The sequence below is a fragment of the Flavisphingomonas formosensis genome (assembly GCF_009755815.1).
GTDB classification, from domain to species: Bacteria; Pseudomonadota; Alphaproteobacteria; order Sphingomonadales; family Sphingomonadaceae; genus Flavisphingomonas; species Flavisphingomonas formosensis.
This window is the reverse complement of sequence record NZ_WRPK01000005.1, coordinates 120806-147042: the sequence shown is the minus strand read 5'-3', so window position 1 is coordinate 147042 and position 26237 is coordinate 120806. Positions and strand designations below refer to the sequence as shown.

Genomic DNA, 26237 nt, shown 5'->3' with positions numbered 1-26237 from the left:
GACGCGCCATAGAAACGCGCCCCGACCTTTCATGGCTCAGGCCGCATCCGCCAGGTCAGGCGGCGTTTCGCCGGTCTCCGACTGATCGGCCTCGCCGAGCTGCGCGTCGCCGGTACCGAGGACGGTCCCGTCCGGCTGGGGGACCGCCTCTTCCCCGCGCACGACAGCCGGCACATCGTCCGCGACGTCGAAGCGCATTTGCGGCGGCAGCCACGCCAGCGCGCGTTCCTTGCCATCGGCTTCCATGATCATGTCGCCGGCAAAGAGCCGCTCCGCCGACGCTGCGAGATCATGCTTCTTGGCGGCGGCATAGCGATGGCGCAGTTCGCTCCCCCCGATATCCTCGAAAAGCGAGAGGATCGTGGGCTTGCTGATCCGGTCGAAATAGGTGCGCGCGGTCGGCCGCCACCAGTGCGCGACGGCGATGCCGAGCTTGCGCCCGAGATGATCGAGGAAGGAACTACCAGCCTTGCCGGCGGGTACGGCGTGGAGCGTCCGGGCGATCGCCCATCCGAGCCAGGCGGCACGGCTCTCGTCGGCGAGCGCGCAGAAGGCATCGTAGCGCCCCTCGATCTCCTCATGGTCGAGCCAGGAGCGATCAAGCCCTTCCTCGATCGCCGACCATCGAGACGCGGCGCGCGTCTCGCTGACGAAGCCCGCGACGCGCGGCGACGGCGCGGTTGCGCGCAGGTCGCTGGGTATCGCCCACACGTCGCGGCTCCGGCTGGCGGCGTCGACCATGAGGAAGGTCCCGAGATCGATGGCGAACAGAGGATCCCCTGCGACATGAACGGCGATCAGCTCGGTCTTCATCATCGCGAGTTCATCCGCGAGCCGCTGGCTGATCATTGCCTTGGTCGGCGTGGCGGGTGCGTCCTCCTCGCTGGCCCCTGCGTCACCCTCGTCCTCGTCGGCGGGCTCCTCCGCGGCCGGCGCGATATAGAGCTGCTCGTGGAGGCGCGGGCTACCATCCTGCCCGATCACGATATAGGCGACCGCCTGGCTACGCTGCTCGTCGCTGACCAGCGGCACCCGGTCGGCGATAGCGCTGAGCTCGGACTCGAGACTCTGCAGGCGCGATTCTTCCTCTTCGCTGAGTTCCTCGTCACCGCTCTCCTCCTCGATCGCGGCAATGGCCGCTTCGAGCTCGACCTGACGCGCTTCCTCGGCGTCGGTCAGCGGGACCGGATCGCCGCGAAGCGGTTCGAGCTCGTAGGTGTCGCTATAGGGAATGTGAGTCGCCGACACGATCCGCACCTCGGCGAAGCCGTCGCGTTCACGGACGATGGCGGCCGCCTCGACGAGCTTTTCCTCGGCGAGCTGGTCGACGATATGGGTATCGAGCCAGGCCTCGGTGTCCGCATCAGAGAACAGGTCGCGGTCGATCCGGCCTCCTGCCTCGATATAGGCGTCGCGGCCGACGAGGAGCGCGCGGGGATCATTGGCACGATAGCTGAACGATGCGAGCTGGCGCCGGATTTCGCCGACATTGTTGCGATAATAGTTGCCGGTCATCTGGGTGAAGACCGCCGCCTGGCGCTCGATGTCGGAGGTGGACGCATAAGCGATCGCGACGTCGAGGCTGATCTCGCCGGCGGCGAGCGCATCGAACACCGGCTGGGCGAGCGAGGCGAGGCGGAGGCGGCCGAGCACGAACCGCTCGGTCAGGCCGAAACGCTTGGCGACGTCGGCCGGCGTCTTGCCTTCGGTCTCGATGATGTCCTGAAAGGCGCGGCAGGCCTCGGCGGGGTTCATGGCGAGCCGGAAGAAATTCTCCGAGAGACTGATCTCGATCGCGTCCTTGGCGTCGGCCAGCACGAGCACGGGGACGAGATAATCGGCGTCGAGCGTGCCGGCCTCGATCAGTCGCTGGACGCAGTCGAGGCGCCGACCACCGGCGGTGATCCGGTAATGGCCCTTCTTGCGCGCGACCGGCAAGCCGACGAGATTCTGGATGATGCCGCGCTCGGCGATATTCGCCTCGAGCTGTGCGTCGGCGTCCGGATCGCTGGTCTTGCGGACATTGGTCGGGGATTTCGTCAGCTTGGACGCCGCGACGAGGATAGGAAGTTGGGTCATTGTGATTCTCCGATTGCGCGCGGCCTGACCATCAGACCGAGCGTCAACCGCCCCTCCCCCTTTCCTCCACCGTTCCATCCGTCGCGCAAGCGGCGTATATAGCGGCCTTGCTGCGGGCCTCTGCACGCGGTTGCCGCACCCCGGCGCTGCGCAGGACGTCATTCCAGTCCTTGAATGGCGTGGGCGGGAAGCGCGCTCGAAGATCGCCGTCCCTGGTCCGATAAACCTCAAGCGCACGGCGGAGCGCGACGCGTCCCGCCCTGTCATTGTCGGGGAGCAGGATGAGCCGCGTGACATGCGGGGGGATGGCGATCTGCGCAAAGCGCTCGGTGCCGAGCGTCGCCCAGACTGGCACGCCGAGCAGATGCATCGCCGAGAACGCCGTCTCGAGGCCTTCGGCGAGCGCGAGCGTATCGCCAGGGAGTGCCAGCCGGACAGCGCCGCGGCCGGGTCGGCCCAGCATACGGCGGGGATTGTCGAGATCATGCGCGAGCGCCGCGGCATCGACGTCGAGGAAGCTGCGCTGAAGGGCAACGATGGTGCCTCCCTCCTGGACGGCGGCGAGCATGGCGGGACGGTGCTGAAGCCGGTTGGCGAGACGCAAAGGGGTACGCGGATGATAGCGAATGGCATCGGTGCGGCATGCGTCCGGCGCGAGGCTACGCGTTGCGAGGTAGCGGAACGCCGGTGTTGCGGCGATTGGACGGGCCTCCGCCCAGAGGTCGGTGATGCGCTCGAGCAGCCATCGGTGCGCCGGTGCGCGAATCGGGGGATCGACTGGTCCCGCCATTGCGGTTGTCAGGTCGAGACGCGCGAGGGCGCGCAGGACCGCGTGCACATCGCAACCGGCAAAGCATTTGAAGAGCAGGCTCGTGTCGCCGACGCGCACCGACAGGCTCGGCGAGCGATCCTCATGCGCCGGGCAGCGGCACATGCCACCGGCGGCGCTCCAATGTCCGCCGAGCGCGCGAACGATGGCGGCGCCGCGCGCGGCGAGGCTCGCGCGATCGGACGCGATGCGGTTCATGACGCTCATCGATGCTTCTCCGGCGGGCATCGCCCGCGCTGGCGAGATGGGAGCGAGAGTGGCCCAACAGGAGGCCGACTCTCAATCTGGAGGTGATTTAATCCAAAATGGATCATGCCTGCGCTAGGACTATATCACCGCAAACAGCGGGAAATCGCGCCAGCGTAGCGCTTTAGTGCTAGACACAAAGGTCGTTCAACGGACGCGTCGAACCGCTCCGCTGTACACGATCTTCGACTGAATTCGTCTGGGCTATCAGAAATAGCTCATTGTGGGGAACGCCGATGCGATTTGAAGATGCTTGCCTGGAACAGGCCGTGGACTTGATGGAACGGGCGCTTGCGCTGCTCGATGGCGCGGGACATGGCGCGACAAGCTTTGCATGCCACCTGTCGCTGGCGATTGACGTCGCCCATGGCGAGCCGCCGACGGCGCTCGGGCCGTGGCCTGGACCGCACGCGGGACCGGACAGGCTCATGTAAGCGGTGCTCCAGCGTCGCGTGATCGATCGAGACAGGCAATGGCCGTGCGCAGCCTCCGCCGCACCGCGCGACGGTTCATGCCGAGCAGAACGGAGATTTCGCGCGTGGGCAGGCCATAGGATGCGCTGAGGAAGAAGATCCGGCGGGTCAGCGCATCGGTCGCCTCGAGCGCGCGCGCGGCGGCTGCGATCCGCTTCCATAGGTCCTCCGGCATCGTCTCGCGCGGCAACGCGATCCATGCCCGTACGAACGCGGCATCCGGCCCAAGCGTGAATTCCGTCTCGAGCGGACATACGAAAATGGTGGCGTCCGAACACCAGCGGGCGCGGGCGAGCGCGACTGCGGGAGGGCCCGGCAAGGCGCGATCGCCGGCGGCGCGGGAGGGTGTGGGACAGCAGGCGGAGCGCCTGCAGGCCGGGCAAAACCCAGCATCTTTTGGATGGTCGTCCAGTTCATCGCGCTGGTCCCTGATGGTGGGAGGAGCCGGGCGTACGACCGCCCAAACGCCATCACTCCCCTCCCCCCTCTCCTTTCCGGCCGAGTCGCAGGCTGATGGGCATGGCGTGCACGGCGCCCTGCGGGACGGGTGCGGCGCTGCGCCGCGCGGCAACCCTCTATCTAGAGGGATGAGCGCGGCGCGATCGCTTGCGACCTTCGATCTCGATGGAGCGAGGGAAAAGATGATCGAGATATTCTATGGCGCGACGCCGCCTGCGGCGGACCTGATCTTTGCCGGCATGCACCGCGATCGCAAGCGGGTCTTTGTCGATCTGCTGAAATGGGACGTGCCGGTCGTCGACGGGCGATATGAAATTGACCAGTTCGATACGGCGCAGGCGATCTACCTCGTCGCGCTCGGCGCCGATCGAACCGATTTGGGCTCGATCCGGCTGCTGCCGACCACAGGCGCGCATATCCTTGGCTCGCTCTTTCCCTGGCTGTGCGACGGCCCGGTGCCCGTATCGCCGCAGATTTGCGAGATCAGCCGGGGGTGCCTGTCGCCGCGGCTGCGCGCGCATGAAAGGCTCGAGATCCGCAACGCGCTGACGACGGCCGCCGTCGAGTTCGCGCTGCTCAACGACCTTGCGAGCTTTACCTGCATCGCCGGCTCTGGCTGGCTGAGCCAGATCCTGTCGCTTGGCTGGGACTGCATGCCGCTCGGCCTTCCGCAGATGGTCGGGCGAGCGCTGACCGGCGCCCTGCGGGTCGACATCACTGCGACAACGCTGCGCCAGCTGCAGCGGGCGGGAACCTATCGATCCTATCCGCTGAGCCTCGGCCAGTCGGCCGTGCGGGAGCTAGCATGAACAGCGTCACGCCGCACATCGCCGCCGAGCGAAGCGATCCCGAAGCGTCGCGGGTCGCCGATGCGCTCGGGCGCCATGGCTATCATGTGATCCACGAGGCGATAGCGCCATCGCTGGTCGCAGCGCTCGCTGAGGATCTCGCCCCGTGGTTCGAGGCGACACCGCGTTCGGTCGGTCCCTTTTATGGACCGAACACCAGGCGCTTTCACGGGCTGCTGCGCCGCAGTCCCCATATGGCGGCGTTCGTGATGGCGCCGGTCGTGCTGGGGGCCGTCCAGGCGATCCTTGGCCCTCATTGCGACCTCGTGCAGCTCAATCTCACCCAGGCGATCGAGATCCTGCCCGGCGGCGATCCGCAGCCGCCGCATCGCGATCAGGATATGTGGCCGCTCCACGTGCCGGGCGTTGAATATCTGGTGAACGTCATGTGGCCGCTCGGACCCTATAGCGCGGAGAATGGCGCGACCATGGTCTGGCCGGACAGCCACCTCCGGCAGGACGAGATCGTGCTGCCACCAGAGGAGGCGATCGCGATCGCGATGGAGCCGGGCGCCGCCCTGCTGTTCCTGGGCTCGACGCTCCATGCCGGCGGTGCGAACCGCACTGCTACTCCGCGCCGCGGAATGATCGTCAGCTATAGTCTGGGCGGGCTCAAGCCCTATGAACTGCCGTGGCTCGCTTATCCGCCCGAGATTGCGCGCGGCTTTTCGCCTGAGCTCGCGGCCCTCGCCGGCTATCGTGCGCATCGTCCCAATCTCGGCACCTTCGAGGGACGCTGTCCGTCCTCGATGCTAAGTCCCGATATGTCGGTCGCGCTGGGGGCGGTCGACAGCCTGCGCCCCGAGCAGGAAGAGCTGATCGCGCTCTATCGCTCGGGCGCGCTCGATTTTCCTTCTGCGTCTGCGATGGCGGACCGTTAATCCGGGCTGGCCTCGTGGATGATGCGTCTGCGATCGTGAAGAGGAGGCTTGCGGGGTGTCGCATGCTGATCGCCGAGCGCAAGCTCTTGGGCGAACGGCTGGGGTTCGACGCCTGTCCCAGCCCGACCTGGGACATCCTGCTCGACCTTTATCTCGCGCATCACGAACGGCGGGCGATCTATCTCTGGTCGCTGTGCATCGCTGCGAACATTCCGCTCTCGAGCGCCCATCGCAAGATCAGCGAACTGGTCCCGGAAAGGGCATCTCGAGCGCTCCTCCGACGATCGGGACGGTCGCCGGGTCCCGGTGACGCTGTCGGCGGGCATGCTCGCCTTGCTCGATCAGTTCATGGATGCCTGGCTCAGCAAGATCGCGCTCGGCTTTCTCTAAGAGGCTGATCCGAAATTAAGGTGAGTGATATCAGCGCCTTAACTTGACGGCTGTGGCAGTCGCTGATTCTGGAGTTTTGCGAAGAACTTCCGAGGAACAGCGATGTGGACCGATATCACTCGCGCACAGCATGCGCGAAGCGAGCTGGCTTTGCCAACGGATTTGACGAATGCGGAGTGGCGGGTGCTGGAACCGTTCTTCCCACCGACCTCGCTGGTGGGCCGCCCGCGTAAATGGCCGATGCGGCGGATCGTCGAGGCGATCCTTTATCTGCTGCGTGGCGGGCTGCCATGGCGGATGCTGCCGCCCTGCTTCCCACCCATGTCCACCGTTCGACGCTGGTTCTATCTGTGGCGCGACAGCGGCCTGTGGCTGACGATCAACCACATGCTGCTCATGATTGCGCGGGAACTCCAGGGGCGCGAGGCTTCGCCCAGCGCCGGCATCATCGATAGTCAGAGCGTGAAAACAACGGAATCCGGCGGCCCACGCGGCTACGATGCGGGTAAGAAGATCAAGGGACGCAAGCGCCACATCCTCACCGATACCCAGGGTAACCTCGTCCATGCCGTCATCCACAGGGCCGATATTCAGGACCGTGACGGTGCTCCGCTGGTGCTCTCTGCCATCATCCAGCGCTTCCCCTTGACGTGACCCCCTGGTTTCCACCAGCGCGGATTAGAGCACGGCGGCTTTTGATCCGCCACCATTCTCTGGACGACCGGGGTTAGAGTTTCCCGGCCAGGGTCACGGTGACGGGCTAGGTGCGTCACCGGGATTCATGAGCGTGATCGGGGGCTTGTTGGCGATGGCACCGTGCGGCCGATCCTCGTTATAGTATCTGCGCCACTCCTCCAACCTTTCGCGGGCGTCTGCAAGCGTCAGGAACCAACGGGTGTTCAGACACTCGGCTCGGAAGCCCCCTTGAACGCCTCGATGTAGGCGTTATCGGTGGGCTTGCCCGGCCGGGAGAAGTCCACGGTGACGCCGTTGCTGTAGGCCGAACCGCTCGGCCTGGCGGTTGAGCGGCTGGTGCTGGCCGTACTTCTCGAACAGCAGCATGGCGAGGAAGCTCGGACCGGCCCATCCGCGCGGCACGTCGTGGAACGGCGCCGCGGCTGGGAGATCGTCTCACAATCCCGGCAGGAGACCTTCTCCCACACGGTCTGGATGACCTTCCACGAGCTCGGGATCCCCTCGAGGGTCTCGGTGACATCCTCGCCGAGCTTCGACAGCCGCGTGCCGCCGCACGCCGGACAGGCGCATGGCGCCAGGAATGACGACGCGCTCGCGCGGCAGATGCTCGGGAAACGGCTTCCTGACCGGACGCTTGCGCTCGAAGGCGGCAACGCCGATCGCCTTCGCTGCAGCAGCGCCAGCCGCGAGATCGTCCTCGCTGGATCGAGACGAGCAGCTTCTGCTGCAATTGCCCGGGAACGCCCGCAAAGACCGTGTCGGCGAAAGGCCGCGCGACATTGCGGACACCATAGCGGTCGAAGGCGGGCTTTGACCCTGGTGCTGCGAGCGCGGTCTTGAGCAGCTGGACTGACCCGCCATCGGGGATCCGTGAGACCGGAATGTCGGCCATCTAGTCGCCATCGAAGCAGGTTTTTTCCGGATGTCGGCGGTCCGATTACTTCTCAGCTCAGCCGATGCGATTGGCCTTGCGGTTGCTTCAGGCGGGCGTCGCGAGGATGTTGAAGGTTCGCTTGAGGTCATAGGCGACAGCCGTGAGGTGGATCTGGGCGGCGGCTTTGGAGCGGCCTCGCCATCGCACCCACCTCAGGCCACACGAGCGTATCCAGGTGCGAAGATCTTCTCAATCCTGCCAATGGCCAGCGCCGGTATCGGCTGTCTCAATTTTCCTCTCTCGGTATACGCACGCAAAAGGAGACTGGCCGCATCGATCTGGTTCTGTTCGACCGGAACCAACCAAAATGGTTACTTTTCTCGGAGGGATCGATCATGTCCCGCTGGCATAGCGTTGCAAATTGCTGGATGACAGTTTTGCGACAAGTGTGCGCCACGCCACTTCGCCGTCAGGGCGACATCGGGGCGGAAGGCAAGAGTGAAAGAGGATGTCGCGTCCGGAGCGTCTCCCTGTGCCAGGACTGACCGGTACAGGAGTTAGAGCAATGTTTATCGGATCCTATCTCTCCGATTTCCTTCACGAGTGTCAAAATGTACGGGGCGAGCACGAGCTTCATGCCCTGCTATGTCATGCAACAGTCCGCCTCGGTTTCGAACAATTCGCGCTCAATCATCATGTCGATCTCGTGGGGCCACCGGAGGACGCGATCGTCCTCCTCAACTATGATCCGGCCTGGGTGGAACGCAGCCTGTCGCGCGGCTACCATCTCGACGATCCCGTCCATGTCGCCAGCGCGCGCGCCAGCTTTGGTTTTGCCTGGCGGGATATGGGCTATTATCTGCAGCCAAACGACCGCCATCGCCGCATTCTCGACGAAGCGCGGCACTTCGGGCTGTGCGAAGGTTTCACCGTGCCCGTCCATGTCCCCGGCGAATATCGCGGGACATGCTCGTTCAGCGCGCGCAATGTTTCGCTGACCTGGGACCGGGTGGCCGCGACCCAGCTCGTCGGCCAGCTTGCTTTCGAAAGCGCGCGACGGCTCGTGCGTGCGCGCCGCGGCGAGGCTCCGCCCTCCATTCCGCTGCTCACGCGGCGCCAGCTCGGATTGCTGCCTTTCGTGGCTGGCGGAAAGAGCAATTGGGCGATCGGACAGATGATCGGCCTGTCCGCGGCCACGGTCCGTCAGCATCTCGGCGACGCGATGCACCGATATGGCGTCGCCACCCGCACCCAGCTCGTGGTGCGCGCATTGTTCGATGGTCAAATGGTCTATAATGCCGCATTTCAGCAATGACCCTATCCTCCAGTTGAAGGAATAGCCGGGCTCGATAAGCTGCGTGATGCTGTCTCCCACAGCAAGGAGACGGCATCATGCCATATCTGGTGGAAGGAGCTTCGCGCTCGCTGGAAGACATCGCCCTCGCCAACATGTTCCGCGAGCGCAAACGCGTTTTCATCGACCTGCTGGGCTGGGACATTCCCAGCCTTGCCGGCACGTTCGAGGTCGATCAGTTCGACGGTGTCCATACGACCTATCTGGTGCTCGCGCGTCATGACGGCGCCCATCTCGGCTCGATGCGCCTGCTCCCCTCGGAGCAACCCAATGTCCTCGGATCCCTATTCCCATTTCTATGCGACGAGGAGCCGCCGGCCGATCCGCAGATCTGGGAGATCTCGCGCTTCTGCCTCTCGCGCGACCTTCGCGCACATGATCGCAGGATGGTCCGCAATCAGCTGATCACGACAGCCGTGCGCTTTGCCCTGGATAACGACATTGCCGCCTTTTTCTGCGTAGCCGATACCGGCTGGCTCAGCCAGATCCCGTTCTTCGGGTGGCATTGCGAACTTCTCGGAAACCCGCAGCAGTTGCCCTGCGGAACCACAGGTGCGATGCGGATCGACATTACGCCCGAAACGCCATCGCTGATGGCCGCGGCCGGCACATGGATGCCGTCATCGGAGGGCTCGCGCGACGTATTTCCGGTCCAGCACCGGGAGGGTAGCGATGTCCGTCATTGAAGCCGATGCGCGGGCCGCGTCTTATCTCAGCCAACTCCTGGAGCTCGGCTACTGCGTCATTCCCGATTTGATGCAAGCCGCCCTAGTGGACGAGCTGGCCCGGGATCTAAGACCCCATTTCGAACAGGCCGTGACAAGCAAAGGCCCCTTCTACGGTGAAGACACCAAGCGTTTCGGCGGGCTGCTTTCCCGATCGGATCGCATGGCGGCCTTCGTGCAGCATGGTCTCGTGCTCAGCATCGTCGAGGCGGTGCTGGGCCCCTGGTGCGATCGGATCGCACTCAATCTGACGCAGGCGATCGAGTTGATGCCGCATTCCGTCGACCAGGTTCCACACCGCGATCAGGATATGTGGCCGTGCAGCAAGTTGATAGCACCGGACCTCTCCGTCGAATTCCTCGTCAACGTCATGTGGCCGTTCGTCCCCTATAGCGAGGCGAACGGTGCCACACGCATCTGGCCGGGAAGCCATCGTCGCCAGAACGAGCTGCTGATGGATCCTTCCGCAGCGATCTGCCCCACTCTCGCACCCGGTTCGGCCCTTCTATTTCTCGGTTCGACGCTGCATGCCGGCGGCGCGAACCGAACGGAAGCGCCAAGACGCGGGATGATCGTGAGCTACACGCTTGGCTGGCTGAAGCCATATGAGCTGCAATGGCTTGCCTATCCTCCGGAGATTGCACGCCGCTTCCCGGAGGACCTCACAGCGCTGCTTGGTTACCATATCCATCGGCCCAATCTTGGCAATGTCGATGGCCGCTGCCCGTCGGGGCTGCTTCGAGCCCATCACCGCGATGGCGTCGGTGCCGTCGATGCGCTGCGCCCCGAACAGCTTGCTATCATCGCGCAATATCGCAGCGGACTCCCATCTCCGGAAGTCGTGGGCGAGTCGACCTGACATGGCGGGGGTGCAGCCTCTCAGCAGCCGCTTTGGTCCGTTGCAGGCCAACCCTCGCTCGAGCGCATCATCCGGCAATCGCAGCCACGACGGCGGCGGCGCATTCGCGCCGCGTTGATCGTCATCGAAGCGGCTCGCCCATCGTCACACGGCTATGCTCCCCGATCCGACCACGCGTGACGATAGCCGCTCCCCAGGCAAAAGAATCGAGACTTGCCGAATGCTGCTCTTCGAGCGCGAGGTCGTCGGTGAGCTGCTGGGATTTACACTCTGTGCGAACCCTTTCTGGGACATGCTTCTTGACCTGTACCTCGCTAAAAAGGAGGGTCGCGGCATCCCCGTCTGGACGCTGTGCCTGGCCTCCCACGCCCCCTTGTCGAGCGCTTATCGGCACGTCGGCGCTATGATCGACAAGGAGATGGTACAGTTCGACGACGGCGCGGTGAAAAATCGCCGAAAGCCGCTGGTCCTCGCCCCCGCAATGGAAATACGCATGGACCTGATCATGGACCGGCTCGCGGCCGGCATGGAAAGCCCGCGCCGGTAAGCTTGGACGTGCCGCTGTGGACGACAATACGGTCGAACCGATATCCCCGAGCGCGAGCTGCCATTGCCGCATCCGGCGCCCGGCTGCAGTTTCAGGCAGCCCATCGTCATCGACATCGGAAGCGGCATCACCAACGCCGCAATGGTACAGCTTGAAGGAGCTCAGCGTGTGCAATCGCCCAATGTGAGGCTGGGAACGACGCCTCTCGTCCCGTAAACAGAGATTTGTGCTGGCTCGGCCCGTCGAGGATCCGTGCCGGGGAGGTGTTACCCAATGGTTCGAAAGTCGGCTCCACTGCAGCGAGCCCTGTCGCTGATGAAAGAGGCGCTCAATGTGCTGGACGCGAATGGCGACGGCGATACGGCTATGGCCTGTCACCTCCAGCTTGCCATCGATGTCGCAAAATCGTCGGCGCTTTCACGCGCTTCCCGAAAGGGCGATGTCCAAAGCCGCTGACCGGTCAGCCCCTTCCCCGTGGAAACCATTCATGTTGCCACATCTCGCGTGTCCGCCCTTTTCATCAGCTGAGGCACGCGACGCAGCCGCCGCCGATGATAGGCCCAGATCGCCTCTCGCAACGGCGCTTCCCGACCGTTGAGCGCGGAGGTCCACATCGCCGTCAGTTCCGGCACCCGATCTCGAATGGCGGTTTCACGCATCCGTACCGCATGCAGACGTTCCGCCGCAGCCTCGAGGGCGAGGCCGTGCTCGCGGTTACGCGAGCGTTCGGCGAACCTTGCAAAGAGTTCGCGGGTAAGGTCGGCGATCCCCACGGTATCCGCCGGATCGAGTGCCAAAATCAGCGGGCTGAGGTCAGCCACGCGCAGGGCTTGGCCGCTCGACTTGAGAGCGAGGCGAACGATCTGCCCGTGCCAGACATAGAGGTCGCGGAGTTGATCGGCCGACAGTTCGGGAAGGCGGAACCCACCGCCGGACGCCGCCTCGACCAGCCTCTCACCGACGAGCCGCTGCAGCGCATCGCGAACCGGCGAATTGCTCGTCGCATATTCCTCGGCCAGCTGAGGTATCACGAGCATCGTTCCTGGAGCATAACGTGCGTTCATGATGGCGCGCTTGAGGGCCACATGGATGCGCTCGGCGTGGATGGCGTCTGCCGGCATGCCTTCAGCTCCGAGGGAAGCCGGAGACCGTCGTCCCGCGAATGAGGTCGCCGAGCGTCGCGATATAATGCTCGCCGATGAGGCTGATGCATTTACGCTCGATCTCGGCCATGTCGTCGTGCAGAATCTGGGCCGGGACGGTCATGCGATGCTCGAGGAATATCAACGGCAGCAATATGTTTCCGGCTGACAGTCCCACCCGGTAGGCGCATCGCAGATGGTCTTCGAGCGACGCATCAGGATTGCCGGATTCAATCTCGCGCAACCAGCGGTCGCTGATGCCCACCGCCGATGCCAGTTTCTTCTGGGAAATACGCACTTTTCTACGCCGTTCCTCGATGCACTTTCCCGAGATCATCTTGACCTTCGCAAGGATAGCCGCATCACTGGTGCTGGACAGGCTCCGAAGCGACATGTTCAGGGCCTCCCTGACAGTTGCTCAAAGCTCCCTTCGCACATTCCGACGAAACGGAAACTGATGTGTAACACCACTTGCGTCAAACGGTTTAATTCTCAAATTGAAAGTAGCGGAGAGGTCCGGACCAATTCGACACTGATCTTCCTACGATCCGCGATCGCCCGCACAGGGGCGGTATCGAGCCCAGGCGCGCAATCCATCACAGCGAGGCTCACCGGCGCGACGGACAGGCGATCCACGCCGGAAGCGGCGCCATTCCCCAGGCACCCACAGATATCGAGGCTATATGCGAACATACCGCCAGCGTCATCGCGGCGCGCTGATCGCAGCGACCGAAGCGCTTCGCCTGCGCTGCGATCGTGCGGCCGCCGGATGTCAGCGGCGACGCGGGCCGGGTGATCCGGACGATCTGTTCCGCGCGACGGGAGGTCCGCTCGTGCATCAGGATAGTAAGCGCGCGGCATCGATCTACGGCATGGATGACACGCCGCCCCCCGCGGCCCGACTGCGCAACGTCGCTGTCGAAGCGTGGGGAGGTGCGCTCTTCACCCTCACCAGCCTGCGATCCGAAGCCGGCGCTGGTCCAATCTGCGCTGCGCCGGGGAGGCCGCCGCGCTCGGCGCCGAACGGGGTTGCTCGGTCGGGCTAAACGCTCCGGTTTCCTCCGAGCATGCGGTCGACCGGGTGAGAAAGGCGATGCGGAAAGAGCGACGCCGTGGAGGTCTGGGACGACCGCCCCTCGGCTGGAGCGGCGATTTTCTCTATGCGCGCCCGCGCGGATCTCCTCATCTTCCTTCCCAGCACTGCACCGAGAACGAGACTGCCGGGCGGAGGGCTCCTGGGTGCGCGAGGACAGCTTTTGGCGACGCCGGATCGACGGCGGAGACGTAACGGTAGGCGCGCGAGCAGGAAAAATACCCAACGATGGCAGCACAAAGGAGCGCAATAGGACGGCTCGGGGCGGCCGCGTCTCGCCGGAGCTATATGATGATCTCGTTCGACCTCCAGACTACTTGGTTTCACCTCGTCATCCGCCTCGATCACACCCTGTTGCCGATCGTGGAGCATCTGATCTTCCTCGGCCGACGGGACGCCCCACCGACGTCGCCCGATCGCGAGCCATCGTCATGACGGCGTCGCGCCAGCAACCGACGGGACGGCATCCGCATGATGCCTCACTCGATGAAGCTGGCCAGATTCTTGAGCGCCGACTGCATTCCGGCACGGGGATCGGTCCCGCTGATACCGGCGGCGCATTATCAGCGCGCACGGTGACCTTGGTACCGCCGGTCACCGGCGCGAGCGTCGTGGTGACGGTCAGGGTTCCGGCGAAGGCCGGATCATCGGACTCGAATGCGACCGCCTCCACGATCTTCTCGTTTGGCATCAACTCGACGAAGCGTCCCTCGAAGATGTCCGCATCCGCGTCGACCTCCGCCGGCCTCCACTACTCTCCGCATAGACGAACGCCATGCGGTATGGTCCTCCAACGCGGGGATCGAACGTGAAGATCCGCGCGGTCGTGCCGCTGGGCGGCCGCCAGGACGCAACCGCATCGCGATCCATAAAGGCACGAAAGATCGCTCGCGCGGGCGTAGTGATGGTGCGCGATGCAATATTCGGAGGTGGATCTGTTCGGGCTGGAAGGCGTCTCATAGCAACTCCTTCGAACCGGAAAGCCGCTGGTGGGCTCGGATCAGGCCTGACCTGCTCCCCAGGAATCATGCATTGGTAGGTTAGCGGCCGCTTTCAATAGCCTGGCGAGAGCGTCGAATGGATCGAGGTCAATGCGACAGCGGACCCGGCGCTGGCCTCTGATCAGGCGCCTATCATTCGTCCACCAACATGACCCCGGCGCGCAGCACGGTGTGCGACATAACGCCCTCGCGTCCCAGCTCGAAGCCCACCCCTGACTGCTTAGTGCCGCCGAAGGGCAAGGAAAGGTCGAGGATATTGTGCGTGTTGATCCACACCGTCCCCGCCTTGAGCCGCTCGAAATACCGGTTGGCGGTCGCGAGGCCGCGGGTCCAGATGCTGGCACCGAGCCCGAAAGCTGTGTCGTTGGCGAGTTGCAGCGCCTCCTCGTCGTCTTTGAACGGGAAGGCGCACAGCACCGGACCGAAGATCTCCTGCTGCGCGGTCGGATGGCCGTGATCGAGGCCGGTGACGATGGCCGGGGTAAAATAGCTGCCATCCCCCTCGACGATCTCGCCGCCGATGACCTCGCCCCCGGCACTTCGCGCGCGTTCGACATGTTCGGCCACACGCGCGCGATGAGCTGCGCCGACCAGCGGGCCCATCATCGATGCCGGGTCAAGGCCGGGGCCGAGACGGATCGACGCCGCGATATCGGCCACACCGGCGACCACCCTGTCGAAATGCTTCTCATGAATCAGCACGCGCGAACCGGCGCAGCAATTCTGTCCAGAATTGCCGTAGATCGCCCAGGCGGCACCTGGGATGGCCTTTTCCAGATCGGCATCTTCCGCGATGATCAACGGGGATTTCCCGCCCAGCTCGAGATTATAATGTTTGAAGGCAGGGGCTGCCTGCTCGGCGATGAACTGCCCGACCCTGGTCGAGCCGGTGAAGTTGATCTTGTCGACTCCCGGATGTTCGATCAGCGCCTTGCCCGTCACTTCGCCGGTGCCGGTCACGACGTTGACGACGCCAGGGGTGATGCCTGCCTCATCGCATAGCTCGGCCAGTCGCAGCGCGGTCAGCGACGTGAGCTCCGAAGGCTTCAGGATGACCGTGCAGCCGGTGGCCAGCACCGGCGCCAGCTTCCAGACCGCCTGGCACAGCGGCACGTTCCAGGGCATGATCGCCGCGACCACGCCCGCCGGGAAGCGCCGGGTGAAGCCGTTGAACCGCATGTCGGGCGCATAGGGCACAGCGAGATCCATGGTCTCGCCGTGGAGCTTGGTCGCCCAGCCCGCCATGTAGCGCAGCGTGTGGACGGACAGATCGACATCGAACAGCCTAGTGTTGGCGATCAGCTTGCCGCTGTTCACGGTCTCGATCTCAGCGAGAGATGGCGCCTCCGCGCGGATCAGCTCGGCCAGACGCAACATGATCTCCTCGCGCTGGTGCGGCTTCATGCGCGCCCAGGCCGGATCTTCCAGCGCGCGCCGGGCGGAGGCGACCGCTGCGTCGACATCGTCGGCGCTCGCCTGTGCGATACGGCCGACCTCGCGGCCGCTGCTCGGATCGATGACCGGCAGCGTCTCACCGGAGCGGGGCGCGCGCCATTCGCCGTCGATGAACAGTCCTTTCTCGCCGCCGATGAAGGCGGCGGCCTTCGCCGTCAGCTGCGAGAGATCGTTGGCCGTCGTCATGCTCTGTCTCCTGATTGGCCCGCTCAGCCTGCGACCTGGCTCAGCCCGATGCGGGCGAAAATGGCGGGATGGCGGCGGCGCAGGATCAGCGCCTGTACCATTCCCGCCGCCGCGATCGCGAGGAGCAGGGCCGGAAGCGCGTTGATGAGGGTGGAGTCGGTGCCGGTTAGCAGCGGATAATTAGCGACCGACAGGACAGTGCCGGTCAGCAGCATCGCGCCACCAGCCAAGGGAAAGATCGCGACCGGCCCCATTCGTCCCGTGCGCTTTCTCAGGAACAGCGGGATCGCGAAGGCGGTGATCGTCAGCAAGGCCATCAGCCCGACCGAACCGAAGCCGGTAAGCGCGGTTGTAAGCGAGAGTAACGGATCGAGCCCGGCCAGCGCGAAGAGCGAGATCACCACGCTGAGTACGAAGATAACCGGCAGGCCTGCGTTGAAAGGCGCCCCGTTGCCGCTGCGCGTGCGGGCGAGCACGGCAGGTAACGCTCCGTCGCGGGCCAGTGCGAAGACGTAGCGGGCGCTGTTGTTGAACAAGCCCAGCACCGCCGCGAAGGCGCTGCTGATCACCAGCATAGACAGCAGCGCCTCACCCTGTCGTCCGAGATAGCGCAAGGCGAGGCCGAAAACGAACTGGCCGGGATTCTTGCCGGCGGCGGCCGAGATGTCCGGCCCGCTCGCCACGATGAAGGCATAGGCGGTGAAAACGTAGAACAGGCAGATGACGGCGATTGCGGCATAGGTCGCGCGGGGAATGCTGACCGCGGGATTGCGCGCTTCTTCCTGATAGATCGCCGTCGCCTCGAAGCCGATCACGGAATTGAAGGCATAGATCGCGCTGACCCCCAGCCCCGGCCCCAGCACCACCGACGGCGAGAAGATCCGCGCTGGCGAGCCGAACCCATCGACAACGAGAATGGCGATATCGAGCGTCAGGATGGCGATCACCTCCGCGCCCAATGCCACGGCGAGAAGCTTGGCTGTGAAATCGATGCGGAAATAGGACAGTACGCCCAGGATCGCGATCACCGCCAGCGCGCTGATGCCCCAATGCGCAAAATCGAGCCCCAGCGAATGGAGCAGGTTGGTGACAAAATAGGACAGTGCGCCGAGTGTCGCGCAGCACAGCGCCACATAGGATACCAGCGCGACATAGGAGCCGGCGAGGCCGGCGACACGGCCGAAAGTCTGCGCAATAATCGCGTAGAAGGCCCCCGCATTGCGGATGAAGGGCAGCAACCGCACATAGCCGATGGCAAACAGCGCGATGGCGAGGCCTGACAGCACATAGGTGCCGGCAACACCCATGCCGTTGCCCAAGGCGAAGGCGATCGGCATCGTCGCAACCACGATCGCCATCGGCGCCGCGACGGCCAGCACCATGAAGGTGATGTCGACACTGCCCAGCACGCCTTCGGAAAGCCGATCGGCAGCGGGCCCAGGCGAGGCGTTGATTGGGTCGTGCAAGCTGCCGGTCTCCGAGATGCGGGTGGGCGCCGAAAGGGAGTTCGGCAAGCGCCCCTAACCTTCACCCTGATCCTTGCATCGCGACAAGCCACGCCAAGCTCAATCTCGATCTGCAGCGAATATGTTGCCCGAGACGCAACATCAGCCGGGGGCGCCGGCATTGACGCTGCGCGCCGACCCCGAGCATATCGACAGACGGTCGGCGCGATTGCTGACGCCGATGCCGGGAGAGAAAAACGATGAGCAACGGTCAGGAGAGCGCCGACGTCGTCAGACGCTTCTTCGACGCCTTCAACGTCGGAGATATCGATGCTGCCTTCGCAACGCTGTCCCACGACATCGTGTGGACCTATTATGGCCCGGAAGAAAAAATTCCCTTTGCCGGCAGCTTTCGCGGCCATGCCGGTGTGAGGCAGTTCTTCGACCGCGTTACCAGAAGCATCCAGATACGGGAAATGACGCCGCGCTCGCTCGTCGGCGTCGGGCATCAGGTCTATGGCCGAGGGATCGAGCAAAGCGCATCGCTCGCCACCGGTCGGGAGTATCGGGTAGAATGGGCCCATGTCTATGAGGTACAGGGTGGCTTGATGACGCGCTTCGAGGAGTTCATCGACACGGCCACGGTCGCGGACTGCCTCACCGCATGAGGCCCTGGTTCCTCTTTTCCGGAGCCGCCGTCCATGGCTGATAATCCGATGGCCGACACGACTGTCGTCGAACAGCGGGTCACCGCGAAATGCCGGCTGTTCGAGGCCCGGTTCCGCGCGCGCCAGATCGCCGCGATGGTCCGCGAATTCTATCTGCCAGAGGCGGTCATGGAAGGCCGGGAACTGCCCGCGCAGGTCGGCCACGAAGCGATCACCCGGATCTTCATGGAAGCTCGGGAGGCATGCAGCTCGATCACGATCGAAATGGATCCTATAACCGTGATCGGCAAAGTGGCCTTCGGCAACATCACCAATCACAACGCCCTCTCGTCCGGCTTCGTCGAAATCCACCGGGTCCTGATGATCTGGGAGGAACGCGACGGCGACTGGTTCGTATCCCGCGATTTCTTCTTCGCCGAGCAAGGCCTGATGCTGAGCGAGCTTGACGTGCTGCCGCGTAGCGACAGGATCGAGCATCGGCGGCCAGGCAGGGGCCGCAGAGCGCAGGGATCGGTGGGACAGTAAATGCCGGGTATCAGCCGCCGAACCTACGAGATCAGCGTTCAGGACCATCGGCTGCAATATCTATCGCTCTCCGCACGCCATGGCTCGATGCGCGCTGCCGCAGACTATCTGGGCGTTGCGGCCTCCTCGATCAGCCGGCAGATCAAGCTACTCGAGCGCGCGCTCAGCATCGATCTGGTGGAAAAGGGTTCCTACAAGGTGCAACTGACCGAAGCCGGTCGGTTGCTGATCGAATATTACGAGCGGCGTGTCGTCGAGCATCAGGAACTACTGGCGCGCCTTTCCGAACTGCGCAGTACGCGCACCTCGACCATCCGCATCGTCGTGGCGCAGGGTCTGCTGGCCGTACGCTTCATCAAGGCCTTCGCAGCGGTCTCATCCAAATTCCCGGATATCAACATCGAGATGAAGGCCGCCGACGGCGAGGAAGCAGAACGGCTGCTGCTCAATGACGGTGCACAACTCGGCCTGCTGTTTGACACCGAGCAGGATGTCCGGCTGAAGCTGCTCGCGACCAGCCGGCAGCCCTTTTCGTTATTCATGTCCGAAAAGCATCACCTTGCGCGCGAGGCAGCGATCTGGCCGGTTCAGATCTCGGGCGAACGGCTGGTGCTGCCCGATGCCGGTTCCCGCCTGCTCGAAATCATCCATTCGGTGTTCACTGAACGAGGCTTGCCCCTCAACATCGTGCTCAAATCGCCCTCGATCCAGGTCATCCTCGACGGCGTGGCGCAAGGCCTGGGCGTCACTATGCTGCCTCGCATCCTCGGCCAGCCGCTCGCCGGCGTCGCCGGGATCGTCGAGCGGCCGATTCTTAGCGATGAGCTGTCGGACATCCGGCTGCACCTCGTCAGCCGGGCGGGCAAACGGATGACGCCCGCCGGACTGGCGCTTCAGAACGCACTCGTTCGCGAGATGCATCGCCTCGACGAGGAGCAGTCTGCCGCAACCACAGCCATCGGCTGATCTACACTTCAAATGCCGGTCGGAACCGACGGCGCCATTCTTCTTTCCGGCAAGAATCCGGGCCGTTTCCCGCTGCCAGCGGGTCGGCGAGGGACGCTGCTTTTCACAAAAATTCAACGTTGCGGATCGCGCAACATGTCCGAGCGGCGGGGCCGTTGTGATCGAAGGGAGCTTCGGCAAGTCTTCGAGGAAAGAAACGCAGCGCGGAGCTGTCGAGAATGAAAAGGGGACGTAAAATGTCATACGCCAATCATCTGAAGCCGAGCCTGCTGAGCAGCGCGTCGATCCTGCTGGCCGCGTTGGCGGGCCAGGCGCATGCCCAGGCGAACCCGGACGCATCGCCGGCCGCGGCCGCAGCCGCTGACAGTACCGGAGGCCTGCAGGAAATCGTCGTCACCGCGCAGAAGCGCGCCCAGAATATCCAGCGGGTCGGCATCGCCATCACCGCCGTGACCCAGGAACAAATCACCAGTCGCAACATCTCGAGCAGCGCAGATCTCGCCGGGAAGATCGTCGGCCTGGAAAGCTATTCCCCTTATGGGCCAGGGACATCGTCAAACGTAGTCATACGCGGCATCGGCCTCAACGACTTCGGCGAAGGCCATGAGGCACCGGTAACCTCCTATGTCGACGAATTTTACATCGTCGCGGTGCCCGCTGTCGATTTTGCCCTGTTCGATCTCGACCGCGTCGAGGTCCTGCGCGGCCCACAGGGCACCTTGTTCGGTCGCAACTCGACGGGCGGCCTCATCAACTACATCACCAAGCGGCCGAGCCAGACTGCCGAGGGCTATATGTCGGCAAGCTATGGCCGTTTCAACGATCTGAAACTCGAAGGTGCCGCGACCGCGCCTCTGTCCAACACCCTGTCGATGCGCCTGTCGGGCACGTCGCATCACAGTGACGGTTTCCAGAAGAATCTAAACCCTGCTCTGGAGCGAGGCGGTCAAGCCGGGTCCGACGCGGCGCGCCTTCAGCTGCGCTATCAGGGCGATGACGGCTGGGACATTCTGCTCAAAGGCGAATATGGCCGCACCAGGACAACCCACGCCTATTACGAAAGCAAGACCGGATATGTCGACGCCAACGGCCTCGTCGTTGCTGATCCCACAATCGTCGACGCGGTCGGCTATGCCGAGCGCAACACGCCCGCCGCGAAGAAGAATGTCGTCGATACCAATGACGCCGCCTTCCTGCGTTCCACCGGCTATTCAGGCCTGCTGCGGATCGAGAAGAAGTTCGGCGATACGACCTTCACCAGCTTGACCGGCTACCAGTCCTACAAGCGCCGCATGCAGGAAGACAGCGACGGAACCCCGAACCCGCTGGTGTTCGCCAGCTTTCCCTATCAGGGCAAGCAGCTCACCCAGGAACTGCGTCTCTATCACAGCGCGCGTACAACGCGATGGACGGCTGGCGTCTACGGCATGCACGCTATCGGCAAGGACCAGCCTACCGCCGTGTTCAACTTCCCGTTGGACGGACCTACCGCGGTCAACCCGGCGACGGGCCTCTACAACGGCACCTACTTCCCGATCAGCCTCAATGCCGACTGGCGCTTGCGAACCAATTCGGCCGCAGTCTTCGGCCAGATCGAACAGGACTTCGGCCAGTTCACTGCGATCGGCGGCATCCGCGTCACCCGTGACAGCAAGACCTTCGCCGATGCCGACAATGCCGCGCTGCGCGACTGCGGCGGGGGTACGATCGGCGACTGCTTCCTGATCGCGGACGGCGGCACCGGAACACCGGTTCCATTCCGCCTCAAATACAAGGCAACCCTGTGGTCGGGCAAGATCGAGATCGACTATAAGCCCGACAACAACAATCTCTTCTACGCCAGCATATCACGCGGCACCAAGGCCGGCGGGTTCAACAACGGCTTCTACCCCACCGGTGTGTCGCTCGCGCGGATTCCCTATGGGGACGAGACGCTGCTGTCCTACGAGATTGGCCAGAAATCGACGCTGTTCGACCGCCGACTGCGCATCAACACCTCGGCTTTTTATTACGACTATAAGGATTATCAGGCCTTCAACTATGTCGGGTTGGCCGGACTGATCACGAACCAGGACGCCACGGCCTACGGCTTCGAAACCGAAATCGAGGCAGCGGTCACTCCCGAACTCCGTTTCTATGCGGCCGGAGCCTATCTGCATACCGTCATCAAGGACGTGGCCAAGGTCACCCCGCTCGGGACCACCGTCGTCGCCGATCGACCAATGGCGTTCGCACCGAAATGGAGCGGCAGCGGCGGCGTGACCTACACCGTCGGACTGCCCAATGATCAGAGCTTGGCGTTCGACTGGAACTTCGAAGCCCGCTCATCGCGCTTCTCCGGCAATTTCGGCGACCCCGGTACGATGCTCGAGGGCTATTTCAAGCACAATGCATCGATCACCTATGAAGCGACCGAACACTGGCAGCTGCGCGGCTTCGTCGATAATATCAGCAACCGCCTCAACACGACCTATGGCGGCCCGTCTTTCGCCTCGCTCGGCATCATCCAGGTCCGCTACGCGATGCCGCGCACTTATGGTGCGGCGGTGCGCTATCGCTGGTAACTTTCGCCGGAAGGACAGCAGCCATGAACCAGCCCGCCGCCACCGCCGCCTATGTCAATGGCCGCATCTACACCGTGAATGCAGACCGTTCCTGGGTGGAGGCGATCCTCGTGGAAAATGGACGCATCGCGGATGTCGGCACCACGACCGGCATCCTGGCGGCGGCGGGCGAGGAGTGTGTCGTCGTGGATCTGGCGGGCCGGATGGTCATGCCGGGCATCCACGACGCGCATGGCCACATCCTGCTCGCCGGGCTCAAGCATCGCTACGAGTGTCGCCTGCCTGCCGACGCGCTGGCCCGCGATTATGGCGAGCGGCTGTGCGACTGCATCGCCTGTTCGCGCGGAAAGCTCAGCGGTTGGGTCATCGGCGGCGATTTCAATCCCACTCTGTCCGCGCAGGGCGAGGTGGACCGAAAGTATCTCGATGAGAAATTCCCGGACACACCGGTCTATCTCCACGACTACTCGCTGCACCATGGCCTGGCCAATTCGAAGGCGCTGGAACTGGCCGGGATCACCGCCGCCACGCCTGATCCCTTCGGTGGCCGGATCGTGCGCCGCGCCGGATCGAACGAGCCGACGGGCGAACTGATCGAACGCGCAACGTGGCGGCTGTTCAACGTCATGCCTAGCCCGGAGCCCGATGTGCACAAGGCGGCGCTGCGCTGGGCATTGGAGACAGCCAGCCGGTTCGGCGTCACCGCCATCCAGGAAGCTTCCGCCAGCCGCCCGGAGCTCGAGATGCTCCAGCAGATCGATCGTGAGGATGGGCTGACGCTGCGCGTCTACGCTCATATCCCCTGGCGCGAGGAGCATTTCGGTCACGCCACCACAGAGGCGTTGGATCAACTGATCGCCGAACGCCGCCGCTTCGCCAGCGAGAGGCTGAACACCGACTTCGTGAAGGTGTTCATGGACGGCTCGCCGCTGGGCCCCCATTTCACCGACGCCCAGATAGATCCCGCGACCGGACGGCCGCAGCCCGGCAAGCTGCTCCACTCGCGCGAGGACCTGGCCGCCGCACTCATCGCCTGGGACAAGGCGGGGATCACCGCCAAGATCCATTGCACGGGCGACGCTGCGGTCCAGCTCGTGCTCCAGGCGATGGCCGATATGCGCGCCGCGAGCCACGAAGGCACGATCCAGGAGATCAGCCATTGCTGCTTTGTCCGGCCGGAGGACCTCGCTTCCTTTGCCGCCCTCGACGTCACCGCGGAGATGTCACCGCCGATCTGGTTCGGCGACATCCCCGAACTGACCGCCTTCCGCGATCGTGGTTATCCGTTCGGCAGCCTCGCCGAGATGGGCACGCGCGTGACCGTCGGCACCGACTGGACCTTCCTGCCCGAACCCAATCTTTTCCCCGCCCTCCAGGGCCTTCTTCAGCACGGTACGGAGTCGGTCGATCTTGCCACCGGCATCGAGATGCTGACCTTGGCAGGCGCCCGCGCGGTCGGCGCCGAAGACAAGGCCGGATCGATCGAACCCGGAAAATCGGCCGACTTCATCGTCCTCGATCGCGATCTGTTCGCCATTCCCATAGACGAGATCGGTGGCGCCCGCGTACTGACCACGGTCTTTGAAGGCCGCATCCTCCACGATGTCCGTTGATGCCGCCGCGATCCCGGTGATGCTGGTCACCGGCTTCCTGGGGGCTGGCAAGACCACGCTCATCGGCCGGATGCTGGACCACCCGGCCTTTGCCGGCAGCGCGCTCCTGGTCAACGAGGCAGGCGAGATCGGGATCGACCAGGATCTTCTCACCCGGGCCGGATCGCCGCCGCCCCAACTGCTGGCCAATGGCTGCGTCTGTTGCGTGATGAACGACGATCTCGGTCTCGCGCTACGCGATCTCGACCTGCGACGCCGGGAAGGTTCGATCCCTGCTTTCGCGAGAGTCATCGTCGAGACCACAGGCGTCGCCGATCCGGCGCCGATCCTCGCGCGCTTCATCGCCGATGGCTGGATCCAGCATCACTTCGTGCTGAGCGCGGTGCTGACCGTGGTTGATGGTCTGCTCGGCGCCAGGACGCTGGAAACCTATTCCGAAGCGGTCAGCCAGGCAGCGCATGCCGATGCGCTGCTGATCAGCAAAGCCGATCTGGCAGATGCCGACGGCCTGAACGATCTGGGCACCCTGCTGTCCGCCACCGCCCCGCATGCCAGGATGCTGGTCGCTGGCAGCGAGGAGGCGGCGGTCGAACGCCTGCTGGAGCCGTTCCGGCTACACGGCCTGGCTCCGATGTCACGCGACGTGGAACAGGACGAAGCGGATCACCGCCACCGCCATCACCACGGGGATCGCCTCGTCAGCACGACCTCCTGGCGATTCGAGGAACGACTGCCTTGGCCGGTGATCGCCCGGGCATTAGACGCGCTTGTCACGCGGCATCGCGGCAATCTGATGCGGATCAAGGGAATGCTGGCGGTCAGCGACACCGATCGCCCAGTGGTGATCGACGGAGTTCAGGACATCTTCCATCCCCCCCGCTTGCTCGACGGCTGGCCGACAGACGACAGATCAAGCCGGATCGTGATGATCAGCCGAGATGCGAGCAGTGCGGAAGCGATGGATGAGCTCCAACGCCTGCTCGGCATCGCACTCCTCGCCTCCGAGTGAGCCGTTCAGGTGAAGCGATCCAGCCTGTAAGGCGAGGGATCGACAATCGGCACTTCGCCCATGGCAAGATCGGCCGCCAATTGTCCAGCGCCGGGTGCGGTGCCGAAGCCATGGCCTGAAAAGCCCGACGCCAGCGTTAGCCCCGGCAGCTTCGCCACGGGCGAGATCACCGGCAGCGAGTCCGGGGTTACGTCGATCATCCCCGCCCAGCTTTCGGCTACCGCCGCACCCTCGAAGATGGGCCAGGCGGCAGCCAGATTGCGCAAAGCTTCGTCGTTCAAGCCCTGGTGGATCGGTGGGTCCATCGTCCGCACCCGTTCGAAAGGCGACAGTGCGCCGTCACGCCAGCGGCGCGGCAGCGCGAGATCATCGAGCAAGGCACGGCCCAGCGATAGCCGTACATTCTTCCACTGCGCGCGCAGCATTGGCAGATAGCGATGACCGAGCAGCAGGCTGTCGAGGACAAGCGGCGCGACAAAGCCACCGCGCTGGGTGATGGTGTAGCCGCCGTCGGTGCGCTTCCGGAAGGAAAAGTCGGGCGCTCCGACGGCGATGTCGGTCGGCCCCTCCATCGGAGCGGTCCGCACTACCGAAGCGACCAGCGGCAAGGTCGGCAGCGACACTCCGAGATTGCCGAGAAAGCGCCGCGACCACAGGCCGCCGGCCAGGATGGCGTGCCGGCACCGAATCTCGCCGCGCTCGGTCACCACTCCGTCCACCCGTCCTGCCGCCATCGACAGGCCGCGCACGGCGCATTTCTCGACGATGATCGCGCCCTTGGCCAATGCCGCGCGCGCGACCGCGCTCGACGCCAGCGAAGGTTCAGCCCGGCCATCGGAGGGCGTGTGGATACCACCCACCCAGCCACCGGTCCCGCCGGGTACCAGCCGGTCGATGTCCATCGGGCCCAGCAGCCGGGAATCGAGACCGGCCACGCGGACCGCGTCGAGCCAGGCGCGATGACCCGCCATCTCGGCCTCGGCGCGGGCGAGATAGAGGATACCGGCCTGGCGATAACCGACATCACCGCCGACCCGCTCGTGCATCGCCTGCCAGAGACGTTCGGATGCCATGGCGAGGGGCAGATCATCCACATCCCGGCCCATCTTGCGGATCCAGCCGAGATTGCGGGACGACTGCTCGCCAGCGATCCGCCCCTTTTCGAGGACGACCACCGGAACGCCGCGCTCCGCCAAAGCCAACGCCGCCATCAGGCCGACGATGCCGCCACCAATCACGACGACCGTCGTCGCCTGTGGCGCGCTGTCCGAAGTCGTTACCGGGGTGATCGCAGGCGCCACCGCATTCCT

Annotated in this window: 24 protein-coding genes and 4 pseudogenes; 16 read left to right on the top strand and 12 right to left on the bottom strand. The window is 64.3% G+C overall.

Annotated features, from left to right (window positions below):
* Positions 1 to 36: 36 nt before the first annotated feature.
* From GQY20_RS15285 to GQY20_RS15275, 3 genes are all read right to left on the bottom strand, one after another.
* The gene (locus tag GQY20_RS15285; protein ID WP_157217984.1) at positions 37 to 2079 is read right to left on the bottom strand and encodes a ParB/RepB/Spo0J family partition protein; all 2043 of its coding nucleotides are present in this window, start codon (positions 2077 to 2079) and stop codon (positions 37 to 39) included.
* A gap of 43 nt (positions 2080 to 2122) precedes the next feature.
* On the bottom strand, positions 2123 to 3115 hold the full coding sequence (locus GQY20_RS15280; RefSeq protein WP_232476064.1) for a DUF7146 domain-containing protein: 993 nt from the start codon (positions 3113 to 3115) through the stop codon (positions 2123 to 2125).
* 465 nt (positions 3116 to 3580) lie between these two features.
* Positions 3581 to 3946 carry a sigma factor-like helix-turn-helix DNA-binding protein gene (locus tag GQY20_RS15275; RefSeq protein WP_157217983.1) on the bottom strand — a complete coding sequence of 122 codons (366 nt, stop codon included), beginning with the start codon at positions 3944 to 3946 and terminating at the stop codon, positions 3581 to 3583.
* A 322-nt stretch (positions 3947 to 4268) separates the two neighbouring features.
* Between GQY20_RS15275 and GQY20_RS15270 the strand changes: the two genes are divergently transcribed.
* The 4 genes and pseudogenes from GQY20_RS15270 to GQY20_RS15255 all read left to right on the top strand — a co-directional run.
* Positions 4269 to 4895, top strand: a complete 627-nt coding sequence (locus tag GQY20_RS15270) for an acyl-homoserine-lactone synthase (RefSeq protein ID WP_157217982.1) — start codon at positions 4269 to 4271, stop codon at positions 4893 to 4895.
* The gene (locus tag GQY20_RS15265; protein ID WP_157217981.1) at positions 4892 to 5815 is read left to right on the top strand and encodes a phytanoyl-CoA dioxygenase family protein; all 924 of its coding nucleotides are present in this window, start codon (positions 4892 to 4894) and stop codon (positions 5813 to 5815) included. Before GQY20_RS15270 ends, GQY20_RS15265 begins: the two co-directional genes overlap by 4 nt.
* A 62-nt stretch (positions 5816 to 5877) precedes the next feature.
* The gene (locus GQY20_RS15260) at positions 5878 to 6213 is read left to right on the top strand and encodes a MarR family transcriptional regulator (protein WP_157217980.1); all 336 of its coding nucleotides are present in this window, start codon (positions 5878 to 5880) and stop codon (positions 6211 to 6213) included.
* Positions 6214 to 6307: 94 nt separating this feature from the next.
* Positions 6308 to 6850, top strand: a pseudogene (locus GQY20_RS15255) (IS5 family transposase); the annotation flags it as partial.
* A gap of 102 nt (positions 6851 to 6952) precedes the next feature.
* On the opposite strand, the pseudogene GQY20_RS15250 reads toward GQY20_RS15255, so the two are convergent.
* Together GQY20_RS15250 and GQY20_RS15245 are read right to left on the bottom strand one after the other, a co-directional pair.
* Positions 6953 to 7206 (bottom strand): annotated as a pseudogene (locus tag GQY20_RS15250) (integrase core domain-containing protein); the annotation flags it as partial.
* 1 nt (position 7207) lies between these two features.
* Positions 7208 to 7606: pseudogene (locus tag GQY20_RS15245) on the bottom strand (IS66 family transposase zinc-finger binding domain-containing protein); the annotation flags it as partial.
* A 734-nt stretch (positions 7607 to 8340) separates the two neighbouring features.
* On the opposite strand from GQY20_RS15245, the gene GQY20_RS15240 reads away from it, so the two are divergent.
* The 5 genes from GQY20_RS15240 (at position 8341) to GQY20_RS15220 (ending at position 11716) form a co-directional block, all read left to right on the top strand.
* Entirely contained in the window at positions 8341 to 9090 is a 750-nt protein-coding gene (locus GQY20_RS15240) for a LuxR family transcriptional regulator (protein ID WP_198350988.1), read from the top strand.
* Positions 9091 to 9167: 77 nt separating this feature from the next.
* Positions 9168 to 9815 (top strand): acyl-homoserine-lactone synthase, encoded by a 648-nt coding sequence (locus GQY20_RS15235; RefSeq protein ID WP_157217978.1) that lies wholly within the window; start codon positions 9168 to 9170, stop codon positions 9813 to 9815.
* Positions 9802 to 10713 (top strand): phytanoyl-CoA dioxygenase family protein, encoded by a 912-nt coding sequence (locus GQY20_RS15230; protein ID WP_157217977.1) that lies wholly within the window; start codon positions 9802 to 9804, stop codon positions 10711 to 10713. The genes GQY20_RS15235 and GQY20_RS15230 overlap by 14 nt, the downstream gene beginning before the upstream one ends.
* Positions 10714 to 10933: 220 nt before the next feature.
* Positions 10934 to 11260, top strand: coding sequence for a MarR family transcriptional regulator (locus GQY20_RS15225; protein ID WP_157217976.1), 327 nt, complete (start codon positions 10934 to 10936; stop codon positions 11258 to 11260).
* A gap of 315 nt (positions 11261 to 11575) precedes the next feature.
* Positions 11576 to 11716: a hypothetical protein gene (locus GQY20_RS15220; RefSeq protein WP_157217975.1), complete on the top strand. Its 141-nt coding sequence runs from the start codon at positions 11576 to 11578 to the stop codon at positions 11714 to 11716.
* A 29-nt stretch (positions 11717 to 11745) separates the two neighbouring features.
* Here the strand turns inward: GQY20_RS15220 and GQY20_RS15215 are convergent, their stop codons facing one another.
* Both GQY20_RS15215 and GQY20_RS15210 read right to left on the bottom strand, forming a co-directional pair.
* Positions 11746 to 12381, bottom strand: coding sequence for a GntR family transcriptional regulator (locus tag GQY20_RS15215; protein WP_157217974.1), 636 nt, complete (start codon positions 12379 to 12381; stop codon positions 11746 to 11748).
* Between the two features lie 4 nt (positions 12382 to 12385).
* Entirely contained in the window at positions 12386 to 12796 is a 411-nt protein-coding gene (locus tag GQY20_RS15210) for a helix-turn-helix domain-containing protein (RefSeq protein WP_157217973.1), read from the bottom strand.
* 990 nt (positions 12797 to 13786) lie between these two features.
* Here GQY20_RS15210 and GQY20_RS15200 point away from each other — a divergent pair.
* The gene (locus tag GQY20_RS15200) at positions 13787 to 13930 is read left to right on the top strand and encodes a hypothetical protein (protein ID WP_198350986.1); all 144 of its coding nucleotides are present in this window, start codon (positions 13787 to 13789) and stop codon (positions 13928 to 13930) included.
* A 178-nt stretch (positions 13931 to 14108) separates the two neighbouring features.
* Here the strand turns inward: GQY20_RS15200 and GQY20_RS32820 are convergent.
* The 4 genes and pseudogenes from GQY20_RS32820 to GQY20_RS15185 form a co-directional block, all read right to left on the bottom strand.
* Positions 14109 to 14186: pseudogene (locus GQY20_RS32820) on the bottom strand (ATPase); the annotation flags it as partial.
* Entirely contained in the window at positions 14186 to 14365 is a 180-nt protein-coding gene (locus GQY20_RS15195; protein WP_269769752.1) for an SRPBCC family protein, read from the bottom strand. The gene GQY20_RS15195 and the pseudogene GQY20_RS32820, both read right to left, overlap by 1 nt.
* 263 nt (positions 14366 to 14628) lie before the next feature.
* Positions 14629 to 16137: an aldehyde dehydrogenase family protein gene (locus tag GQY20_RS15190; protein ID WP_157217970.1), complete on the bottom strand. Its 1509-nt coding sequence runs from the start codon at positions 16135 to 16137 to the stop codon at positions 14629 to 14631.
* Between the two features lie 23 nt (positions 16138 to 16160).
* On the bottom strand, positions 16161 to 17603 hold the full coding sequence (locus tag GQY20_RS15185; RefSeq protein ID WP_232476062.1) for an APC family permease: 1443 nt from the start codon (positions 17601 to 17603) through the stop codon (positions 16161 to 16163).
* Between the two features lie 239 nt (positions 17604 to 17842).
* Here GQY20_RS15185 and GQY20_RS15180 point away from each other — a divergent pair, with 239 nt between their 5' ends.
* The 6 genes from GQY20_RS15180 (at position 17843) to GQY20_RS15155 (ending at position 24927) form a co-directional block, all read left to right on the top strand.
* A complete protein-coding gene (locus GQY20_RS15180) occupies positions 17843 to 18250 on the top strand; it encodes a nuclear transport factor 2 family protein (protein ID WP_157217969.1) in 408 nt (135 codons plus the stop codon).
* A 33-nt stretch (positions 18251 to 18283) separates the two neighbouring features.
* Complete coding sequence (locus GQY20_RS15175) at positions 18284 to 18775, top strand: Cif family virulence factor (protein ID WP_232476061.1); 492 nt, start codon at positions 18284 to 18286, stop codon at positions 18773 to 18775.
* Positions 18776 to 19741: a LysR family transcriptional regulator gene (locus GQY20_RS15170; protein ID WP_157217968.1), complete on the top strand. Its 966-nt coding sequence runs from the start codon at positions 18776 to 18778 to the stop codon at positions 19739 to 19741.
* 236 nt (positions 19742 to 19977) lie between these two features.
* Positions 19978 to 22305, top strand: a complete 2328-nt coding sequence (locus GQY20_RS15165) for a TonB-dependent receptor (protein WP_157217967.1) — start codon at positions 19978 to 19980, stop codon at positions 22303 to 22305.
* 23 nt (positions 22306 to 22328) lie between these two features.
* Positions 22329 to 23918, top strand: a complete 1590-nt coding sequence (locus tag GQY20_RS15160; protein ID WP_157217966.1) for an amidohydrolase — start codon at positions 22329 to 22331, stop codon at positions 23916 to 23918.
* Positions 23908 to 24927 carry a CobW family GTP-binding protein gene (locus GQY20_RS15155; RefSeq protein WP_157217965.1) on the top strand — a complete coding sequence of 340 codons (1020 nt, stop codon included), beginning with the start codon at positions 23908 to 23910 and terminating at the stop codon, positions 24925 to 24927. The genes GQY20_RS15160 and GQY20_RS15155 overlap by 11 nt, the downstream gene beginning before the upstream one ends.
* A 5-nt stretch (positions 24928 to 24932) precedes the next feature.
* On the opposite strand, the gene GQY20_RS15150 is transcribed toward GQY20_RS15155, so the two are convergent.
* Positions 24933 to 26228 (bottom strand): NAD(P)/FAD-dependent oxidoreductase, encoded by a 1296-nt coding sequence (locus GQY20_RS15150; RefSeq protein WP_157217964.1) that lies wholly within the window; start codon positions 26226 to 26228, stop codon positions 24933 to 24935.
* Positions 26229 to 26237 lie beyond the last annotated feature (9 nt).

Coding starts and splice junctions, on each gene's coding strand:
- GQY20_RS15285 (WP_157217984.1), bottom strand. CDS start 2,079: ATGACCCAACTTCCTATCCTCGTCGCGGCGTCCAAGCTGACGAAATCC.
- GQY20_RS15280 (WP_232476064.1), bottom strand. CDS start 3,115: ATGAGCGTCATGAACCGCATCGCGTCCGATCGCGCGAGCCTCGCCGCG.
- GQY20_RS15270 (WP_157217982.1), top strand. CDS start 4,269: ATGATCGAGATATTCTATGGCGCGACGCCGCCTGCGGCGGACCTGATC.
- GQY20_RS15265 (WP_157217981.1), top strand. CDS start 4,892: ATGAACAGCGTCACGCCGCACATCGCCGCCGAGCGAAGCGATCCCGAA.
- GQY20_RS15260 (WP_157217980.1), top strand. CDS start 5,878: ATGCTGATCGCCGAGCGCAAGCTCTTGGGCGAACGGCTGGGGTTCGAC.
- GQY20_RS15240 (WP_198350988.1), top strand. CDS start 8,341: ATGTTTATCGGATCCTATCTCTCCGATTTCCTTCACGAGTGTCAAAAT.
- GQY20_RS15235 (WP_157217978.1), top strand. CDS start 9,168: ATGCCATATCTGGTGGAAGGAGCTTCGCGCTCGCTGGAAGACATCGCC.
- GQY20_RS15230 (WP_157217977.1), top strand. CDS start 9,802: ATGTCCGTCATTGAAGCCGATGCGCGGGCCGCGTCTTATCTCAGCCAA.
- GQY20_RS15225 (WP_157217976.1), top strand. CDS start 10,934: ATGCTGCTCTTCGAGCGCGAGGTCGTCGGTGAGCTGCTGGGATTTACA.
- GQY20_RS15220 (WP_157217975.1), top strand. CDS start 11,576: ATGAAAGAGGCGCTCAATGTGCTGGACGCGAATGGCGACGGCGATACG.
- GQY20_RS15215 (WP_157217974.1), bottom strand. CDS start 12,381: ATGCCGGCAGACGCCATCCACGCCGAGCGCATCCATGTGGCCCTCAAG.
- GQY20_RS15210 (WP_157217973.1), bottom strand. CDS start 12,796: ATGTCGCTTCGGAGCCTGTCCAGCACCAGTGATGCGGCTATCCTTGCG.
- GQY20_RS15200 (WP_198350986.1), top strand. CDS start 13,787: ATGATCTCGTTCGACCTCCAGACTACTTGGTTTCACCTCGTCATCCGC.
- GQY20_RS15195 (WP_269769752.1), bottom strand. CDS start 14,365: ATGGATCGCGATGCGGTTGCGTCCTGGCGGCCGCCCAGCGGCACGACC.
- GQY20_RS15190 (WP_157217970.1), bottom strand. CDS start 16,137: ATGACGACGGCCAACGATCTCTCGCAGCTGACGGCGAAGGCCGCCGCC.
- GQY20_RS15180 (WP_157217969.1), top strand. CDS start 17,843: ATGAGCAACGGTCAGGAGAGCGCCGACGTCGTCAGACGCTTCTTCGAC.
- GQY20_RS15175 (WP_232476061.1), top strand. CDS start 18,284: ATGGCTGATAATCCGATGGCCGACACGACTGTCGTCGAACAGCGGGTC.
- GQY20_RS15170 (WP_157217968.1), top strand. CDS start 18,776: ATGCCGGGTATCAGCCGCCGAACCTACGAGATCAGCGTTCAGGACCAT.
- GQY20_RS15165 (WP_157217967.1), top strand. CDS start 19,978: ATGTCATACGCCAATCATCTGAAGCCGAGCCTGCTGAGCAGCGCGTCG.
- GQY20_RS15160 (WP_157217966.1), top strand. CDS start 22,329: ATGAACCAGCCCGCCGCCACCGCCGCCTATGTCAATGGCCGCATCTAC.
- GQY20_RS15155 (WP_157217965.1), top strand. CDS start 23,908: ATGTCCGTTGATGCCGCCGCGATCCCGGTGATGCTGGTCACCGGCTTC.